Source organism: Pseudonocardia hydrocarbonoxydans (assembly GCF_006539565.1).
Lineage (GTDB): Bacteria > Actinomycetota > Actinomycetes > Mycobacteriales > Pseudonocardiaceae > Pseudonocardia > Pseudonocardia hydrocarbonoxydans.
Genome location: NZ_BJNG01000032.1, coordinates 1 through 17,682 on the forward strand (window position 1 = coordinate 1; position 17,682 = coordinate 17,682).

The following is a 17,682-nucleotide window of genomic DNA, read 5'->3' on the forward strand; positions in this document are numbered from 1 at the left end:
TCGACCGGCACGACGAGGACGCGGCGCAGCGCGCGCACAAGGCGTTCGGCGACGTCTTCGCCGCCGCGATCGACATGGAGGGCACGATCACCGGCGAGCACGGCGTCGGGGCGGCCAAGCTGCCCTACCTGCAGGCCCGCCTCGGCGCCGACCAGATGGCGCTGCTGCGCCGGATCAAGGCGGCGTTCGACCCCGCGGGCATCCTCAACCCCGGGAAGCTCGGCTCGTGAACCTCTTCGACCCCGAGCTGCTCGACCGCTGCATCTCCTGCGGGTTCTGCCTGCCCGCCTGCCCCACCTACGCCCTCACCGGCGACGAGGGCTCGTCCCCGCGCGGCCGGATCACCCTGATGCGCGCGCTCGACACCGGCGTCCTGCCCGTCGACGACCCCCGCATCCGGGAGGAGGCGTCGTTCTGCCTGGGCTGCCGGGCCTGCGAGCCGGTGTGCCCGGCGGGGGTGCAGTACGGGCAGCTGCTGGAGACCTGGCGCGACCTGACGTGGACCGGCCGCCACCGCCCGGTCCTGGCGCGGGGACTGATGACGGTCGCGGCCCGCACCGCGCTGCTGCGGCTGCTGGGGCTGGTGCGCCGCCCCGCCCGCGGCCCCGCGGGCGGCCCGGTCTCGCTGATGCTCGGCTGCTTCGAGCGCGGGCTGTTCCCCGGGGTGAGCCGGGCCGCGCGGGCGCTCCTGCCGGGCGTCGCGGTGCCCGCCGGCCAGGGCTGCTGCGGGGCGCTGCACGCGCACAACGGCGAGTCCGCGGCGGGCGAGGAGATGGCCCGGCGGCTCGGGGAGCAGCTGCCCGGCGTCGTCGTCACCACCTCGGGAGGCTGCGCCGCGCACCTGGCCACCGTGCTCGGCCGCGAGCGCGTCCACGAGCTGAGCGAGCACCTCGTCGCCACCGGGCCGACGCCGGTCGGGGAGGTACGCGTCGACGGGCGCCGCGCGCGGGTGGCACTGCAGGACTCCTGCCACCTGCGCAACGGCCTCGGGGTCGCCGCCCAGCCGCGGGCCCTGATCGCGGCCGTCGCCGAACTGGTGGCGGTGCCCGGCGAGGCGTCCTGCTGCGGGGCGGCCGGCACCTACGCGATGCTGCGGCCCCGCGACAGCCGCCGCGTCCTGGACCCCAAGCTCGACGCCGTGGAGGCCGCGGGCGTCGACTACGTGGTTGCGGTCAACCCCGGCTGCCTGCGCCAGCTGCAGACCGGCCTGCGCAGGCGGGGCAGCCGGGTGCGCGCGGTCCACCTGGCCGACCTGCTCGTCCACGCCGCGGGCGGGCGGCCGCTCCCCCGCCCGCGCCGCCGGGCGCTGCGGGCGGGATGACCGGTTCCGCACCGGGGCGGGCACGCAGCGACGCGAGGGCGGGGAAACGGGGACTCGCGGGCGGAGAAGCGGGGACTCGCGAGGAGGGTCAGACGCCCAGGGCGCGGACGAACCCGTCGGGCACGACGACGTCGGAGCGGTCGATGTCCTGCACGGAGTCGCGGCCCAGCCCCAGCACCGCGGAGTCGATACCGCCGCGCAGGATGTCGAGCACGTTCTCCACGCCCGCCTGGCCGTTGGCGGCCAGACCCCACAGGTAGGCGCGCCCGATCAGCACGGCCTTCGCCCCCAGGCCCAGGGCCTTCACGACGTCGCCGCCGCGGCGGACACCGCCGTCGAGCAGCACCTCGACCTGGTCGCCGACGGCGTCGGCGATCGGCGGCAGGGCCCGGATCGAGGCCGGGGTGCCGTCGAGGTTGTTGCCGCCGTGGTTGGACACCGAGATTGCGCTGACCCCCGCGTCGACGGCGCGCTTGGCGTCGTCGACCCGCATGACGCCCTTGAGCATGAACGGCCCGCCCCACTGCTCGCGCAGCCAGGCGACGTCCTCCCAGGTGGGCAGCGGGGTGCCCATCCACTCGCCGTAGGCGCCGAAGAAGGTGGGCGCGGTGCCGCCGGGCGGGGCGAGGTTGGGGGTGGTCAGGTCGGGGATCTTCCCGGACTTCGCGAAGTCGAGCAGCCACGGCAGGCGCAGGGCGACCTCGGGGCCGAACTTCAGCGCCGCCTTCAGGTCGACCTTCTCCGGGATCGCCGGGCTGCCCCAGTCGCGACCGTTGGAGAACGACCAGTCCAGCGTCATGATCAGGCCGACGGCCCCGGCCGCGCGGGCGCGCTCCATGCGCTGTACCAGCACGTCGCGGGTGCCGACCCAGTACATCTGGAAGAACGTCTGCGGGCTGGCCGCGGCGACCTCCTCGATGGACTTGCTCGCGAACGAGCTCAGCCCCATCGGGATACCGCGGGCGGCCGCGGCGCGGGCCACCGCGACCTCGCCGTCGGGGTGCACGGCCTGCACACCGGTCGGGGAGATCAGCACCGGCATCGACGCGGGCTGCCCCATCACGGTGGTGCCCAGCTCACGCTTGCCCGACAGGCCCGCCACGTGCGGGGCGAAACCGAGCTCGCCGAAGGCCGCGGTGTTGTCGTCGACGGTCAGGCCACGCTCGGACCCGGCGACCAGCGCCATGTAGACCGACTTCGGCAGGCGCTTCTTCGCCCGCCGCTGTGCCTCGGCAACCGTCTCGAACCATCCACCGGCCATGGGCGCGCTCCTCCGTCGACGACCGTCCCCGGCTTCCCCGCCGACGACCGGGGCGACGATATGGCATCCGGTGCCACAAGGGCGAGACCTGGGCCGATCTCCCCCGCACATCCCCGCCAACCGGCCAGGGCGGTCCCCCACCTGGAAGGACCGCCCCGTCGGTCAGGACTGCTCGGTGAACGGCTGCGCCGTCGGGGTCGCCGTCGGGGTCGCCGTCGGGGCCGCCGTCGGGGCCACGCCCGCCGAGGTCTCGTAGGGGTTGGCGTAGGGCAGCGGCTCGTCGTTGCCCGGGGTGACGGTGTCGAACACGCCGTCGAAGTTGGTGTCGTCGAACACGACGTCGGCCAGGCCGTCGCCGTCGGCCGCGACCGCGATCACGTCGGGCACGAACGTGCCGTCGCCCGGGCTGTTGTCGAACGCCGCGACGTCGTCGTAGAAGTCGCCGTCGACGTCGGTGAGGACCGCGTCGACCTCGCCGTCACCGTTGGAGTCGATCACGGTCGTCTCGGCGTACCCGTCGCCGTCGTGGTCGACGTAGTGGGAGGTGCTGGCCTCGATACCGGACTCGGCGTCGGTGCCGGGCAGCACCGGCTCGACGTCGCCGGACGGGACGGGGTCGAAGCTCTCGGACATCGGGTTCCTCCTGGGGGGTGTCGTGGGCCTGCACGGGGTAGGACGCCCCCGGTCCCCCGGGTGTTACACCCGTCACCCGCCCCGCGTCATCCGCCCTTCAGTGCCTCTTCCAGCTGCGCCTTGGTCATCGACGACCGACCCTGCACGCCGTGGCGCCGGGCGTCCTCGTAGAGCTGGGCCTTGGTGCGGCCCCGGGCGCCGGTGTGCGAGCGCTTCCCGCCGCGGTGCTGCGGGGACACGTCCTGCGTCGAGGTACGGGACGCCTCGCGCGACTCCCCGGCCTGCGCCCGGTTCTTGTTGACGGTGCGGGCCGCGATCTCCTGCGCCCGCTCCTCCCCGACCCCGCGGTCGCGCGCCGAGTCCTTCACGCGCTCGTACTGCCGTTCGCGCTTGTCGCTCCACCCCTGCTGCGGCATGGCCACCTCCTCGTCGACCGCCGGTGTTCCCGGTCCGCACGCACCGGAAACGGGGTTGGCGGGGGCCCGGACCGGGCAGTCCCCGTCCATGGCGCACCCCGACCCGCAGACCCCCACCACCGGCGACGAGCCCCGCCGGCCGACGGTCGCCGACCACGTCGTGGACCGGATGGCGTCCTGGGGGGTGCGGCGCTACTACGGCTACCCCGGTGACGGCATCAACGGCGTCACCGCCGCCCTGCAGCGCCGCCCCGACGACCTGCAGTTCGTCCAGGTCCGGCACGAGGAGACCGCGGGGTTCGCGGCGGCGGCGCACGTCAAGTACGGGGGCGGGCCGCTGGGGGCCGCGCTGGTGACCTCCGGTCCCGGGGCGCTGCACCTGCTCAACGGCCTCTACGACGCCGCGCTCGACCACCAGCCCGTCGTCGCGCTCGTCGGGCAGACGCCGCTCACCGCGCAGGGTGGCGGCTACTACCAGGAGATCGACCTCACGGCGCTGCTGTCCGACGTGGCCGGCTTCGTCGCCCAGCTCGACGACCCGGGCCAGGTCCGCCACCTGGTCGACCGCGCCTGCCGGACCGCACTGGCGCACCGGACCGTCGCGGTGCTCGTGCTGCCCTCCGACGTCCAGGACGAGCGGGCGGTCACCGAGCCGCCGCGCGCCCACGGCCACCACCGCACGTCCAACGCGCCGAGCTCGCGGCCCACCATCCCCCCGGCCGCCGACCTGGAGCAGGCCGCGGAGGTGCTGCGCGGCGGGGAGCGCGTCGCGATGCTCGTCGGGCAGGGCTGCTACGGCGCCGAGGCGGAGGTGGCGGCCGTCGCGGAGCGCCTCGGCGCCGGCGTCGCGACGGCGCTGCTGGCCATGCCCGTGGTCGACCAGCGCGAGCCGTGGGTGACCGGGGCGATCGGGCTGCTGGGCACGGTGCCGAGCCGGCGGCTGATGGAGGACTGCGACCGGCTGCTGATCGTCGGGTCGACCATGCCCTACGGCGAGTTCTACCCGCCCGAGGGCGTCCCGGCCGTGCAGATCGACATCGACGCGGCACAGCTGGGCCTGCGCTACCCCACCCAGGTCAACCTGACCGGCGACGCCGCGCCGACCCTGCGCGCGCTCACCGCCCTGCTGAGCGACCACACTCCCGAGCCGGGGTGGCGCGCCGGGATCGCGGAGTGGACAGCGGCGTGGCGGGCCGGGCAGCGCGAGGTCGCGGCGCAGGACGCCGACCCCGTCAACCCGCAGCGGGTGCTCACCGAGCTCGACGACCGGCTCCCCGACGACGCCATGGTCTCGGTCGACTGCGGCACCGTCACCGCGTGGTTCGCCCGGCACCTGCACGTGCGGCCCGGGATGCTCGCCAGCCTGTCCGGGACACTGCTGTCGATGGGCGGCGGCCTGCCCTACGGCATCGCCGCCAAGTTCGCCCACCCCGACCGCCCGCTGTTCGCGCTGCTCGGCGACGGGGCGATGCAGATGAACGGGGTCACCGAGCTGATCACGGTGGCGCGGTACTGGCGGGAGTGGGCCGACCCGCGGTTCGTGGTGCTGGTGCTGAACAACCGGGACCTGTCGTTCGTCAGCTGGGAGCAGCGCAGCAGCGAGGGCACCCCGAAGTTCGACGAGTCCCAGCTGCTGCCCGACGTCGACTACGCCGGGTGGGCGCGGTCGCTGGGGCTGCACGGGGTGCGGGTCGAGGACCCGGAGCAGGTGGGACCCGCCTGGGAGGCGGCGCTGGCCGCGGGCCGGCCGGCGGTGCTCGACGTCGTCGTCGACCCGGCCGAGCTGATGGTCCCCCCGCACTTCACCCTGGAGGAGGCCCGGAACTCGATCGGGGCGGTGCTGCGCGGCGACACCGACTGGCGCGGCATCCTGCGGCGCGGGCTGCCCGCCGCGGCCGCGACGCTGCTGCCGCGCCGCGGCCGCGCGGACGCCTAGCGCGCGTCACCGCCCACGCAGGCGTCCCGCCAGCTCGTCGCGGAAGAAGTCGAGGAAACCGTCGGGGTCGGGGCCGGCGTCCATCAGCACGATCCGGTCGTAGCCGGCGTCGAGGTAGGGCGCGACGACCTCCAGGTGCCGCTCGGGGTCCGGTCCGCAGGCGAACATGCGCCGGACGTCGTCCTCCCGGACGGTCGCGGTGGCCGCCTCGAAGTTGACCGGGTTGGGGCAGCTCGCTCATCACCTTCCAGCCGGTCAGGCCCCAGCGGTTCGTCGCGTGCGCCGCCCGCACGCCGGCGTCCTCGTCGGGCGCCCAGGCCGGCGGCGCCTCGGCCCAGCCCGGTCCGTCGCCGCCCGCGGCGCGGTAGCCGCGCAGCAGCTCGGCGTCGGCGTCGGTGGCGAACACGCCGTCGCCGAGCTCGGCGGCCAGCCGGGCCGCGGCCGGTCCGCCCGCGGCGACCGCGATCTCCGGCAGGCGTTCGGGCAGGTCGAACACCCGCGCGTCCTCCAGCTGCAGGTATGTGCCCTCGTAGGACCGGTAGCCGCCGCTCCAGAGCAGCCGGATGATCTCCAGCGCCTCGCGCAGCATCGCGTGGCGCCGGGCGACGGACGGGAACCCCCGCCCCACGACGTGCTCGTTGAGCCGCTCCCCCGACCCCACCCCGAGGGTGAAGCGGTCGTGCGAGACCAGGGCCAGCGTGGCCGCCGCCTGGGCGATGACCGCCGGGTGGTACCGGATCGTCGGGCAGGTCACGCCGCTGACGAGCCCGATCCGCTCGGTGCGCGCGGCGATCGCGCCGAACAGGGTCCAGCTGAACGGGCTGTGGCCCTGGACGTCGAGCCAGGGGTGGAAGTGGTCGCTCATCTCGACGAAGTCGAAACCGACCTCCTCGGCGCGCACCGCCTGCCGGATGATCTCGTCGGGCCCGAACGCCTCGGTCGCCAGCTTGTAGCCGATCTGCATGTCCCGGGCGTACCCCCGTCCGCCCCGGATCCCGCTGTAACCCAAGCCACACCGGGGGACTCCCTCCTGTGACGGCACCGGACACGCGGAACGGGAGGCACGACGATGGACACCACGACCACCACCCCGGCAGGCACGGCCCCGCTGAGCCACCGCGACCGCGCCCTGCTGCGCGCCGTCGCCGCCGGGCGCTGCGTCCTGGCCGGGCCCACCCTGCTCGTCGACGACCTGCCCTGCGCCGACCAGTTCCTGCACGCCCGGCTCGCCCGCGCCGGCCTCATCGGGCCCGGATCGGCCGGCCCCGCGCACCTCACCACGGCCGGGCGCGACGCCCTCGCCGCGGCCTGACACCGCACGCGACACCCGCCGACACCGGCGCCCCTGCGCGGCCGCGCGACCGTAGGCTGTGGACCGGGACGGTCCGCGGCCGACGGGGGCGCCGCACCCCGTGCCCGCGTGGGCTCGTAACGAACGGATCGAGAGGGGAGGACGGGGCCGGCCGCCGCAGGCGGGGTGCCCCGGACCGCCGGTGCCGGAACAGCAGGGATCGGCCGCCGCAGGATGGGTCGGCCACGTCCTGGCCGGGCACCGCATCGACGCGCTCGTCGGCGAGGGCGGCATGGGGGTGGTCTACCGCGCCACCCATCTGCGGCTGGGTCGCACGGTCGCGCTGAAGGTCCTGCCGCCCTGGCTCGGCGCCGACGCGGAGTACCGGCGGCGGTTCGAGCGCGAGGCCGCGATCGCGGCCAGCCTGGAGCACCCGAACGTCGTCCCGATCTACGACGCGGGCCACGCCGACGGCGTCCTCTACCTGTCGATGCGCTTCGTCGACGGGGAAGACCTGGGGGTCGTGCTGCGCCGCGAGGGCCGCCTGGGCATCGACGGGCTGTGCGCCGTGCTCGGGCCGGTGGCCGACGCGCTCGACGCCGTCCACGAGGCCGGGCTGGTGCACCGCGACGTCAAGCCGGGCAACGTGCTGCTCGTGCGCTCGGGTCGCCCGCGCGCCGGGCAGGTGTACCTGTGCGACTTCGGGATCGCCAAGGGCGCGACGGTCGCGGGCGCCGACCTCACCTCCGCCGGCCGGTTCATGGGCACGCCGCAGTACTCCTCCCCCGAGCAGATCGAGGGCCGCTGGGTCGACGGGCGCTCCGACCAGTACGGCCTGGCCTGCCTGGTGTACCGCTGCCTCACCGGCGAGGTGCCCTACCCGCGCCCGGAGGTGGCCGCGGTCGTCTACGCCCACCTCGCCGCCGACCCGCCCCGCCCGCGCCTGCTGCGCCCGGAGCTCCCGGCCGCCGTCGACGACGCCGTCGCCCGCGCCGCCGCCAAGCACCCGGACCACCGCTTCCCGACCTGCACCTCCTTCCTCGACGCGCTGCGGGCCGCCGCCCGGTCCCCCGCGCCCCGCCCGCCGGCGCCCCCGAACCCGGGCCCCCGGACCCAGGACCCGCAGTCGCCCCGGCCCCGCCCCCGGCCGACGGCCCCCTACCCGACGACGGTGGTGCCGCCCGCGGCCACGACGCGCATCGGCCCCACCCCCCGGCCCGCGGGGGCCCCGGAGCCCGCCGCCCCGGAGACCGCCGCCCCGGAGACCGCCACCCCGGAGCCGGCCGCCCCGGAGACCGCGCCCGCGGCGCCGGCCCCCAGGCCCGCGGCCGCCGCGGTGCCCGTCCCCACGGAGGTACGCGCCGAGCGCGGGACGCAGGACCGGTCGGTCACGGTGAGCTGGACGCCGGGCGGTCCCGGGGACGTCGAGTACAAGATCACCCGGTTGGCCCCCGACGGCCGCTGGCAGGTCGTGGGGCGCACCCGTTCCACCGCCATCGTCGACGGTGCCGTGACCCCTCGGCCCGGATCCCGGTGTACGGGGTGGTCGCCCGGCTCGGCGCCGCGGTGTCGGAGATGGGCCGGACCCCCGGGGACGCCGGGGACGCCGGGTCCGACGCCGCCACCCCGGCCGGACGGCCGGTCGACCCGCCGGACCCCACCCCCGGCGACGGTGCCGCGACCGGCGCCATCCCCGCCGTGCGGCACCTCACCGTCACCGGGCCGCGGTCGCTGGAGTTCGAGTGGCCGCCCGGGGTCACCGAGGTACGGGTGGTCGTCCGCCAGGACCGGGCGCCCGACGCCCCCGGCGACCCGGCCGCGACCGCCTGGAAGATCACCAACATGCGCTACGAGCTCGACGGGGGTCTGCGCCTGCCCAGCTCGGTCACCCTGCCCTGCCACGTCGCCGTCGCCTCGTGCCGCCGCGTCGACGGCGGGCTGGTCGTCTCCGCCGGCTTCGACGTGACGGCGCGCACGACCGTCGGCGCCTGAGCGCGCCGCGGTCGTCGTCCCCGCCGCGGGGCGGTAGGATGGAACCGATCCGATCACGCCGAGCTCCGTCCGACGGGTACCGAGTGCCACCGCCCGTCCGGCACCGCTCACCCGGCCCGTGCGGTGGGTGCCGCACCCCGGCGACCGGTGGCCCCGCCGTGGTGTGCTGGGTCCCGGGGACCGGATCGCACCCGGAGGGGCCGTCACGGCCCCGTTCCGCGGTGCCCCACCACCCGTCCGCAGCACTGCGCGCGGCGGCCGCCCCGGCGGCCGGCCGAGGCGTTCCGGAGGAGGAGCAGTACGTGGCTCGACGAGGCCGGCCCCAGGCCGGGGCCCGCCGTGGCTCCCCACGGGACCGCCGGCGCGGCCGCGAGGGCGGCGACGACGTCATGTCGGTGCTCGCGCGCACCGTGCGGGAGGTCGAGGCCGCGCTCAAGCGCGGCCGGGCCACGCCCGCCACCCGCACCCGGTTCCAGGCCGTCGCGCTGCTGTTGCGCGAGGAGCGGGCCCGCGTCCGGGCCGACGGCGACGCCACCGAGGCCCAGCGCACCGACCGGCTCAAGCGGCTCGACGGCATCGCGACCACGCTCGCGATGACCGCCGTGCGCGATCCGGCGCTGCTCGCGCTGCTCGGCGACGACGCGGTCGTCTCCGACGAGGCCCGGTCGTTCACCCGTGACGTGCTGCGCAACGCCGGGATCGAGCCGGTCGCGGACGCGGCCGTCCCCGAGGCCCCGCCCGAGGAGCCCGCCGCCCCCGCGAAGCCCCGGGTCGTGCCGCAGTCGGTCGTGTCGCGCCAGCTCGCCAACCCGTTCCTGGCCCCCGACTTCTCCGCAGCCCGGTCCACCGCGGTCCGCCCCACGCCGCTCGCGAGCTGGGAGCTGCTCGGCCCGCTGCTGCGGTCGTTCGAGCGGGCCGGGGCCGGTGCCCCCGCCTGCATGGAGCTGCCCGCCCCCGCACCCGGGCGGGTCCCCCGCGGCCGGGAGCTCATGCCGCACCAGTCGCGGCTGGTCGCCGCGGCCGCGGCCGGGCACCGCACGTTCCTGCTCGCCGACGAGCCGGGCCTGGGCAAGACCGCGCAGGCGCTGCTCGCCGCGGAGGCGGCCGACGCGTACCCGCTGCTGGTCGTCGTGCCGAACGTCGTCAAGACCAACTGGGTCCGCGAGGCCGGGCTGTGGACACCGCACCGCACCGCCACCGCGATCCACGGCAACGGCGACTCCATCGACGGGTTCGCCGACATCATCGTCGTCAACTACGAGGTGCTCGACCGCCACGTCGGCTGGCTCGGCCAGTTCGGTTTCCGCGGGATGGTCGTCGACGAGGCGCACTTCATCAAGAACAAGTCCTCCCAGCGCTCGCAGCACGTCCTGGAGATCTCCCGGCGGATCCGGCAGCGGGCCGCCCGCCCGCTGCTGATGGCGCTCACCGGCACGCCGCTGATCAACGACATCGAGGACTTCCTGGCGATCTGGCAGTTCCTGGGCTGGATCGACGACACCACGCCGCTCGCCGACCTGATGAACGCCCTCGCCGCGACCGGGCTGACCCCCGCCGACCCGGGCTTCTCCGCCGCCGCCCGCGCGTGCGTCGTCGACCTCGGGATCGTCCGCCGCCGCAAGGTCGACGTGGCCGCCGACATCCCCGCGCGGCGCATCGCCGACCTCCCCGTGGAGCTCGACGGCCCCGCGGGCCGCTCCATCCGGGCGGCCGAGCGCGACCTCGCCCGGCGGATGCTCGCCCGCTACGACGAAGCGCTGGCGAACCGCCGCTCCGGCGCGGTGGTCGAGGGCATCGACCACGACCTGGTGCGCCAGGTCGCGCGCTGGGAGCAGAAGGACGCGACCACGTCGACGACGGGCGAGAACGTGTTCGGCATGATGCGGCGCATCGGGCGGGCGAAGGCCGACCTCGCCGCCGACTACGCCGCGCAGCTGGCGCGCAGCGCTAGCAAGGTGGTGTTCTTCGCCAAGCACGTCGACGTGATGGACGCCGCCGAGGAGACCTTCCGGCGCGCCGGGGTGCGGTTCTCCTCGATCCGCGGCGACCAGAGCACCGCGGTGCGCCAGCGCAACATCGACGCGTTCGTGCAGGACCCGGGCGTCGCCGTCGCGGTCTGCTCGCTGACCGCGGCCGGGGTGGGCCTGAACCTGCAGGTCGCGTCGAACATCGTGCTCGCGGAGCTGTCCTGGACCGCGGCGGAGCAGACCCAGGCCATCGACCGCAGCCACCGCATCGGCCAGTCGGAGCCGGTCACCGCGTGGCGCATCATCGCCGCGCAGACGATCGACGCCCGCATCGCCGAGCTGATCGACGGCAAGGCCGGTCTCGCCGCCCAGGCCCTCGACGGCTCCGACGAGGAGGTCGGGTCCTCGGCCGACGTGCAGCTCGAGGCGCTCGTCGCGCTGCTGACCGGCGCGCTGGAGGCGGAGCGGGAGGTCGAGCCGGCCTGAGCCCCGGAGCCCGGGCCGAGGGGCCCGAGCGGCCGCGGCGCGCGGGCGCCGCGGTCACCGGGCGACGGCCTGCTCCAGCGCGGACCGGAACAGCTCGCCGAGCCCGATCCCGGCGGCGGCCGCCATGGTGGCGACCACGCTGCGCGGCGCGAACGAGCAGTACAGGCCGGCCTCCAGGAACCACGGCCGCCCGTCGGGGTCGATGCGGAAGTCGAACAGGCTGTGGTCGCGGCAGCCCAGCGCGGTGTGGCAGGCGCGCGCGGCGGCCTGGACCGGGGCGGTCACCGGGTCGCCGGGGTCGACGATCCACGCGCTCTGCGCGCCCTTGGCGCGCAGCTCCAGCGCGCCGTCGGCGCCACGGCCGAGCTTGTCGGCGTAGCCGCGGACCGGGTGGGTCACCGGGTCGACGGCGTACTCCTCCAGCGGCAGGGCCACCAGCTCGTCGCCCCGCGCCACGATGCCGCACCGCACCTCGCGGCCGAGCTCGACGTAGTCCTCCACGAGCACGCGGGCGGAGTGCGCGAACGCCTCGTCCAGCGCCGCGGCGAACCCCGCCGCGTCGCGCACCAGGGTGACCCCCGCGGAGTTGTCGGCGTCGACGGGCTTGACCACGACCGGCGGCCGCCGCGACGGCCGGTCACCGCGGCGCAGCACCTCCCCCGCCGGGACGTCGACGCCGGCCGCGGCCACCACGGCCCGGGTCTTCGCCTTGTCCGCGCCCAGCGCCATCACCGCGGCGGTGTTGCCCACGTGCGGGATCCCCGCAGCGTCGAGCAGCGCCCGGTAGGTGGTCATCCCGGGCGGGCAGAACATCTGCGGGACCGCCACGTCGACGCCCAGGCCCGCGAGGTGGGCGAGCGCGGCGGGCAGGGACATCGGCTCCGCCGCCGCGATCGCCGCGGCCCGCAGGTCGGCGGGGAAGCGCCACCGGCCGTCCGGGGCGACGTGGGCGACGTGGGCGACGTGCGGCTCGTGGTGCGGGTCGGTGACGGCGTCGAGGCAGTCCTGCGCGTAGAGCCGGGACAGGTCGTCGAAGAACGCGCTGGTCGGGGAGCCGGCCAGGTGCAGCACGCGCACGGCTCAGTCCCCCGCCGGCTCGACGAGCTTGCCGATGTTGAAGTCGATCCGCACCCAGTCGCGCCCGGTCACCAGGTTGCGCAGCAGCAGCCACGGGATCTGCAGGTGGTGCACCATGAGGAAGGGCAGCGGGTCGGCCGCGTCGAACACCGCGTCGGTGCCCCGCGTGAGCACGCGCAGCCCCTCGCGCAGGGTCCGCTGACGGCTCAGGATCCGCCACAGCTCGTGGTAGGCCCAGTACGTCGGCCGGCTCCCCGGCAGCGGGGTGATCACCTCGACACCGGTGTCGAGGTAGGCCGCGGCCAGGCCGGGGTGGTCGTGGAACATCGTGATCGCCGAGTGCGTGCGCGGGTTGCACTCGATGGGGTGCACGCGGCCGTCGGCGTCGACCATGAGGTCGAAGCTGATCTGCCCGGTCAGCCGCAGCGGCTCGACGAACCCCCGCACCCAGGCCTCGATCTCCGGCACGTCGACCATGGCGTAGTTGACCTGGAACGCCGAGGACTCGCAGCAGGCGTAGACCTGCACCGCGCCGTCGCGGACCGTGGTGTGCACGCAGTACTCCTGCCCGGTGACGAACTGCTGCAGGATCCACGGGGTGTCCGCGGAGATGGGCTTGGACCGGGCGAACGCGGCCGTGTCCTGCGGGGTGGGCCGCGGCAGCGGGGTCAGGTCGAGCCGGTGCACCGGGTCGTAGGGGATGCTCTTGAGGACGTAGGGCGGGGCCGCGGCGGCGAAGTCGAACTCCGCCACCTGCTGCGGGCTCGTGACCCGGTGCGAGTCCGGGACCGGCAGCCCGAGCTTGTCCGCCGCCTCGACGAACGCGTGCTTGTCGTCGAGCACCGCGACGGTCGCGGCGTCGGGGTGCAGGACCTCGCAGTGCGGGGCGAGCACGACCGCGGCCCGTGCGTCCTCGTAGCTGGACACGGGGCTGCACACCGGCACGTACACGTCGACGCCCTCGGCGAGCACGATCTCGCGCAGCGCGGCGGCGTAGCCCGGCGAGCGCGCGTCGGGGACGGTGTGGAACCGGTCGACGTGGCGGGAGAACCGGTGTCCGGTCATCCGGTAGCGCCGCGACTCCACGAGCACCACCCGGTGCCCGGCGCGGTGGAACGCCCGCGCCAGCGCCAGCGCCTTGGTCATCTTCCCGCCGCTGAGCAGGACCGTCCGCGGCCGGTCGGCGACGGCCCGCGGCGCGGGCACCAGCAGCGACCGCAGCAGCGCGCCCGCGGTCAGCGCCAGGTTGGCCGGCAGTGCGGCCTGCAGCAGCGCCAGCGCCCCGACGGTCCGGGCCGCGACCCGCAGCCGGCCGCTCACGCGGCGGCGGCGACCATGCCGCGGTGCATCGTGCGGTCGCCGACGACGCCGTCGTGGTCGGCGCGGTGCAGTACGCACCCGTTGTCCCACATGACGACGTCGCCGGGGGACCAGGTGTGGCGCAGGGTGTTCTCCTCCGCGGTCGAGTGCCGGTAGAGCCGGTCGATCAGTGCCGCCGATGCGGCCGCGTCCATGCCGCTGACCGCCACGCAGCGCTGCGGTGTGGAGAGGTAGAGGCTGGTGCGTCCGGACACCGGATGGCGCCGCAGCGCCGGGTGCTCGGCCTGGGAGTCGCGGTCGCCCGGCACCCCGCTGACGCGGTGGGTGATCGTCCGGCCCACCAACGTGTCGCGCAGCTCCGGGGGCAGGGTGTCGTGGGCGCGGTACTGGTCGGTGAACAGGGTCTGCCCGCCGCGCTCGGGAATCTGCACGGCCCGCAGCGCGGTGTAGGCGGGCGGCACCGGCACGTAGCTGGTGTCGACGTGGAACACGCTGCGCGGCGGGGTCGTGCGCCCGACGTTGGTGACGACGTTGAGGTCGGGGAAGCCGGGCACCGGGGTCTCCCCCGTGGTGAACACCAGCTCGCCGAAACGGCGCAGGAAGGCGACGAACGCGGCGTCGTCGAGGTGCTGGGCGGGGGCGACCAGCACGCCGTGCGCGGCGAGCAGTCGCCGCACGACGGCGACGTCGACCGTCGAGAGGTCGGCGCCGGTGAGCCGGACGCCGAGCGGGTGCAGTGCGGTGGTGTGCACGGTCTCCTCCGGGAGCGGGTCAGGGACGGTCGACGCGGCGGACGAGCGTGACGCCGTCGCGCAGCGGCACGAGCACCTGCTCGACGCGGGGGTCGGCCGACACGGCGTCGTTGAACGCCGCGATGGCGTCGCCGTTGTCCGACCGCCCGCCGCTCCACGGCTGCCCCTGCATGAGGGTGTTGTCGACGCAGACCAGCCCGTGCGGGGCGAGCAGCCCGCCGTCGAGCACGGCGGCGAGGTAGGCCGGGTAGCCCGCCTTGTCCGCGTCGACGAAGACGAGGTCGAAGACCTCCCCGTCGGCGACCAGCGCGGCGAGGGTGTCGGCGGCCGGGCCGACCCGGACGTCGATGCGGTCGGCGTACCCGGAGCCGGCCAGGTGGCGGGCCGCGAACCCCGCCACCTCGGCGTCGACCTCGCAGGCCACGACCCGCCCGTCCGCGGGCAGCGCCTCGGCCATGGCCAGGGCGGAGTAGCCGGTGAACATGCCGACGTCGAGCACCCGGCGGGCCCGCACGGCGTGCACCAGCATCTTGAGGAACTGCCCCTCGACGTGCCCGGAGAGCATCTCCCGTTCCAGGAACGGGCCGTCGCGACGGCTCCAGTCCCGGGCCGCGGTCGCCTCGGCGAGGGCCTGCAGCGCGGGCGACTCGGGCGTGGTGTGGCGGGCCAGGTAGGGGTCGAGCCCGGCGGCGAGCTCGTGGGCCTCGCGCAGCGCGCCGGACAGGCCCGGGTCGTCCCCGGCCCGCTCGACCAGGGCACCCAGCTTCTCCACCAGGATGCCCAGCGGCGTCACCGGCCGCGGCGCACTCACCCCGCCGCCAGGAACGGCGAGACGCCCAGCCCCTCGCGCGGGTAGCGGCGGCACGCCTCGCGGTGCACGGCGAGCGCGTGGACCAGCTCGTCGGCGGTGAGGTCGTTGACGAAGTGGCAGCTCCCGACCGGGCGCGGCACCGCGGCGCGCTGGCTGCCGTCGCGGGTCTGGACGATCAGGTCCGTCGCCGCCACCAGCATCTCCGGGGTGAGGTGCGGGCTGTCCAACGACAGGCCGAGGCGGCTCATCAGCCAGAACACGCGGTCGCGCTCGCTCTCGGAGACGTAGCCGCGCTCCTTCGCGATGGTCGTCGACAGCGCCATGTCGACGCTGATCGCGTGGCCGTGGAAGAAGGGCACCTGCGGCGAGAGCTCCAGCGTCGGGCTCCAGGTGTGCCCGAACGCGATCACCCGGTCCAGGTCGAGCTCGTGCAGGTTGGGCACCTCCAGCTCCAGCATGGTCCGGATGCCCTCGTAGGTGACGCGGTCGGCGACCTGGCGCAGCTCGGGGGTGCCGTCGAGGTGGCCGAAGCGGGTGGTCAGCAGGTCCTCGCCGTACTTCTCCAGCAGCTCGAAGATCTCCGCGTTGCCCACCGTGGAGATCTTGACGAGCTCGGCCATGCCGTTGCGCACCTGCTCGACCGGCAGCGTCGCCAGGAACGAGAAGTCCAGGATCACCTGCTGCGAGGCGTGGAAGGCCCGAGCCGGTTCTTCGACTTCCCGTGGTTGACCGCGACCTTGATCGCGACGCTGGCGTCGATCAGGCCGATCAGCGTCGTGGGCACCCGGATGTAGTTGGTGGAGCGGCGGAACATCGAGCAGGCGAACCCGGCGACGTCGGTGGTCAGCCCGCCGCCCACCACCAGCACCGGCTCCTTGCGGACCAGCCCGAACTCGCCGAACGCGTCGACGATCCGCTCCGCGGTGCGCATCGTCTTGGTGGTCTCGGCGATCGCGAGCGGGAACACCGTCAGCGCGATGCCGTGGTGGTCGAAGTAGGCGCGCATCCGCTCGCCGTAGAGATCGTGGACGGTCTCGTCGACGACCATGAGGCAACGCCCCCACCGCCGGTAGGCGTCGGCGAGCTCGGTGTTCGCCGGGTCGAAGGCCCCGTCGACGAGGACGAGCGAGTAGTCGATCTTCTCGTAGGCCTCGACCGTGAAGGCGTTGTCGGTGGCTCTCAGCGTGGCGTCGGTGCTGCTGGTCACGGTGGGTCTCTCCTGGGTGCGGTGCGGGTCGGTGGGGGTCAGCGCGCGGCGGGGGCCAGGTCGGCGAGGTCGAGGCGCTCGACCACGCGGGCGTCGCCGAAGTCGTGGCCCGCGGTGTTGGCGTTGGGGAACGCCACGCACGTCACGCCCGCAGCCGCGGCCGCGGCGACGCCGCCGCGGTTGTCCTCCACCGCGACGCACGCGCCGGGCTGCTCGGCCAGCCGCTCCAGTGCGGCGGCGTAGGCGTCCGGGTCGGGCTTGGGGCGCGCGACGGAGTCGGCGTCGAGGATCACGTCGAAGTCACCCGCCCCGATCGCGGGGGCGAGCGCGTCCAGCAGCGCGGCGACGTTCGCCGGCGAGGTGGTGGTGACCAGTCCGACCGACCAGCCGCGCTCGCGCGCCGCGGCGATCGTGTCGCGGACGCCGGGGCGCGGGTCGAGGCGGGCCGCGGCCAGGCTCTCCCGGAACAGCTGCGACTTCGTGGCGTGCACCGCCGCGGCGTCGACCTGCTGGTCGCGGGCACGGGCGTACCCGGCGACCCGGTCCGCGCCGCCGCTGTCCTCCAGCAGGGCGCGGTAGTCCTCGCGCTCCCAGTGCCAGTCCAGACCGTGGGCGGCGAACGCCCGGTTGAACGCGTCGCGCTGCAGCTCGGAGGTGTCGGCGACCGTGCTGATGGAACCGAACAGGACTGCGGGCATGGATGCTCCAGGGGGTGGTCGGGCGGGGGGTGGGCGGCGGTGCGCCGCGGGGGCGTCCGTTCCATCGTCGGTCGGGTCGCGCGGTTGCGCGACTCGACCGCACGGTTCGCCCGTTCCGGGAACGGGCATCCCGGAGCCCGGGGGAAGGGGTCCACCGTGGAACGCACGCCAGACGGCCGCTTCGTCGTCGTGGACGGGAGACGGTGGCGCGCCGCGGACCCGGCGCTGCCCGAAGAGGTCCGCACGGCGCTGCTGCACCATCTCGGCGTCGCCCGCAACGCCGTGCGGGCGGCCCGCAGGGCGGGCGACCAGGACGCGCTACGCCGGGCGCGGGCGCGCGTGGGGGCGGCCAAGACCGGCCTCGGGGAGCGGGGGGACCCCTGGTGGGAGCAGGACGACGACGCACGAGCGCACCGTTGGACGCGGGCGCTGCACACGCTGGAGGAGTGACGAACGCGCGACCGGTCCTCGCGCGCACATCCCGGCCCCGCGCGCACCGTCGACGGTGCGCGCG

General features: G+C 75.5%; 17 protein-coding genes and 2 pseudogenes. 8 read left to right on the forward strand and 11 right to left on the reverse strand.

The annotated features are described in order from the left end of the window. The coding region (locus tag PHY01_RS17760; protein WP_281283660.1) for an FAD-binding oxidoreductase at positions 1-230 on the forward strand (230 nt) is incomplete at its 5' end. Next, positions 227-1,321: a (Fe-S)-binding protein gene (locus tag PHY01_RS17765; protein WP_141280141.1), complete on the forward strand. Its 1,095-nt coding sequence runs from the start codon at positions 227-229 to the stop codon at positions 1,319-1,321. The genes PHY01_RS17760 and PHY01_RS17765, both read left to right, overlap by 4 nt. Positions 1,322-1,409: 88 nt before the next feature. Here PHY01_RS17765 and mftD read toward each other — a convergent pair whose 3' ends face one another. The 3 genes from mftD to PHY01_RS17780 all read right to left on the reverse strand — a co-directional run bounded on the left by mftD (position 1,410) and on the right by PHY01_RS17780 (position 3,631). Further along, positions 1,410-2,582 (reverse strand): pre-mycofactocin synthase MftD, encoded by a 1,173-nt coding sequence (mftD, locus tag PHY01_RS17770; protein ID WP_141280142.1) that lies wholly within the window; start codon positions 2,580-2,582, stop codon positions 1,410-1,412. 162 nt (positions 2,583-2,744) lie between these two features. Next, positions 2,745-3,215, reverse strand: coding sequence for a hypothetical protein (locus tag PHY01_RS17775; protein ID WP_141280143.1), 471 nt, complete (start codon positions 3,213-3,215; stop codon positions 2,745-2,747). 86 nt (positions 3,216-3,301) lie between these two features. After that, on the reverse strand, positions 3,302-3,631 hold the full coding sequence (locus PHY01_RS17780; RefSeq protein ID WP_141280144.1) for a plasmid stabilization protein: 330 nt from the start codon (positions 3,629-3,631) through the stop codon (positions 3,302-3,304). Positions 3,632-3,719: 88 nt separating this feature from the next. On the opposite strand from PHY01_RS17780, the gene PHY01_RS17785 reads away from it, so the two are divergent. Then, complete coding sequence (locus PHY01_RS17785; RefSeq protein WP_141280145.1) at positions 3,720-5,567, forward strand: thiamine pyrophosphate-requiring protein; 1,848 nt, start codon at positions 3,720-3,722, stop codon at positions 5,565-5,567. 253 nt (positions 5,568-5,820) lie between these two features. Here PHY01_RS17785 and PHY01_RS17790 read toward each other — a convergent pair. After that, positions 5,821-6,531, reverse strand: a pseudogene (locus PHY01_RS17790) (TIGR03557 family F420-dependent LLM class oxidoreductase); the annotation flags it as partial. A gap of 105 nt (positions 6,532-6,636) precedes the next feature. Between PHY01_RS17790 and PHY01_RS17795 the strand changes: the two are divergent. The 4 genes and pseudogenes from PHY01_RS17795 (at position 6,637) to PHY01_RS17805 (ending at position 11,303) form a co-directional block, all read left to right on the forward strand. Beyond that, positions 6,637-6,879 carry a hypothetical protein gene (locus PHY01_RS17795; RefSeq protein ID WP_141280146.1) on the forward strand — a complete coding sequence of 81 codons (243 nt, stop codon included), beginning with the start codon at positions 6,637-6,639 and terminating at the stop codon, positions 6,877-6,879. Between the two features lie 181 nt (positions 6,880-7,060). Beyond that, positions 7,061-7,864: pseudogene (locus PHY01_RS28420) on the forward strand (serine/threonine-protein kinase); the annotation flags it as partial. A gap of 569 nt (positions 7,865-8,433) precedes the next feature. After that, on the forward strand, positions 8,434-8,850 hold the full coding sequence (locus PHY01_RS28425; protein WP_502266616.1) for a SaeA-related protein: 417 nt from the start codon (positions 8,434-8,436) through the stop codon (positions 8,848-8,850). A 302-nt stretch (positions 8,851-9,152) separates the two neighbouring features. After that, complete coding sequence (locus PHY01_RS17805) at positions 9,153-11,303, forward strand: DEAD/DEAH box helicase (protein ID WP_141280148.1); 2,151 nt, start codon at positions 9,153-9,155, stop codon at positions 11,301-11,303. A gap of 54 nt (positions 11,304-11,357) precedes the next feature. On the opposite strand, the gene PHY01_RS17810 is transcribed toward PHY01_RS17805, so the two are convergent. The 7 genes from PHY01_RS17810 to PHY01_RS17835 are packed head-to-tail and all read right to left on the reverse strand — an operon-like array spanning position 11,358 to position 17,168. Further along, on the reverse strand, positions 11,358-12,380 hold the full coding sequence (locus tag PHY01_RS17810) for a D-alanine--D-alanine ligase family protein (RefSeq protein WP_141280149.1): 1,023 nt from the start codon (positions 12,378-12,380) through the stop codon (positions 11,358-11,360). A gap of 3 nt (positions 12,381-12,383) precedes the next feature. Then, positions 12,384-13,700, reverse strand: a complete 1,317-nt coding sequence (locus PHY01_RS17815; protein WP_246085982.1) for an ATP-grasp domain-containing protein — start codon at positions 13,698-13,700, stop codon at positions 12,384-12,386. After that, a complete protein-coding gene (locus tag PHY01_RS17820) occupies positions 13,697-14,452 on the reverse strand; it encodes a TauD/TfdA dioxygenase family protein (protein ID WP_141280150.1) in 756 nt (251 codons plus the stop codon). Before PHY01_RS17820 ends, PHY01_RS17815 begins: the two co-directional genes overlap by 4 nt. Before the next feature lie 19 nt (positions 14,453-14,471). Continuing rightward, positions 14,472-15,263 (reverse strand): O-methyltransferase, encoded by a 792-nt coding sequence (locus PHY01_RS17825; RefSeq protein WP_246085983.1) that lies wholly within the window; start codon positions 15,261-15,263, stop codon positions 14,472-14,474. Then, complete coding sequence (locus PHY01_RS28375; RefSeq protein ID WP_440590668.1) at positions 15,260-15,940, reverse strand: 3-dehydroquinate synthase family protein; 681 nt, start codon at positions 15,938-15,940, stop codon at positions 15,260-15,262. The genes PHY01_RS17825 and PHY01_RS28375 overlap by 4 nt, the downstream gene beginning before the upstream one ends. Next, positions 15,937-16,470 carry an iron-containing alcohol dehydrogenase gene (locus PHY01_RS28380; protein WP_440590667.1) on the reverse strand — a complete coding sequence of 178 codons (534 nt, stop codon included), beginning with the start codon at positions 16,468-16,470 and terminating at the stop codon, positions 15,937-15,939. Before PHY01_RS28380 ends, PHY01_RS28375 begins: the two co-directional genes overlap by 4 nt. A gap of 38 nt (positions 16,471-16,508) precedes the next feature. After that, positions 16,509-17,168: an HAD-IA family hydrolase gene (locus PHY01_RS17835; RefSeq protein ID WP_141280152.1), complete on the reverse strand. Its 660-nt coding sequence runs from the start codon at positions 17,166-17,168 to the stop codon at positions 16,509-16,511. Positions 17,169-17,324: 156 nt separating this feature from the next. Between PHY01_RS17835 and PHY01_RS17840 the strand changes: the two genes are divergently transcribed. Further along, on the forward strand, positions 17,325-17,618 hold the full coding sequence (locus PHY01_RS17840) for a biopolymer transporter Tol (RefSeq protein ID WP_141280153.1): 294 nt from the start codon (positions 17,325-17,327) through the stop codon (positions 17,616-17,618). The last annotated feature ends 64 nt before the right edge of the window (positions 17,619-17,682 follow it).

Coding starts and splice junctions, on each gene's coding strand:
- mftD (WP_141280142.1), bottom strand. CDS start 2,582: ATGGCCGGTGGATGGTTCGAGACGGTTGCCGAGGCACAGCGGCGGGCG.
- PHY01_RS17775 (WP_141280143.1), bottom strand. CDS start 3,215: ATGTCCGAGAGCTTCGACCCCGTCCCGTCCGGCGACGTCGAGCCGGTG.
- PHY01_RS17780 (WP_141280144.1), bottom strand. CDS start 3,631: ATGCCGCAGCAGGGGTGGAGCGACAAGCGCGAACGGCAGTACGAGCGC.
- PHY01_RS17785 (WP_141280145.1), top strand. CDS start 3,720: ATGGCGCACCCCGACCCGCAGACCCCCACCACCGGCGACGAGCCCCGC.
- PHY01_RS17795 (WP_141280146.1), top strand. CDS start 6,637: ATGGACACCACGACCACCACCCCGGCAGGCACGGCCCCGCTGAGCCAC.
- PHY01_RS28425 (WP_502266616.1), top strand. CDS start 8,434: ATGGGCCGGACCCCCGGGGACGCCGGGGACGCCGGGTCCGACGCCGCC.
- PHY01_RS17835 (WP_141280152.1), bottom strand. CDS start 17,168: ATGCCCGCAGTCCTGTTCGGTTCCATCAGCACGGTCGCCGACACCTCC.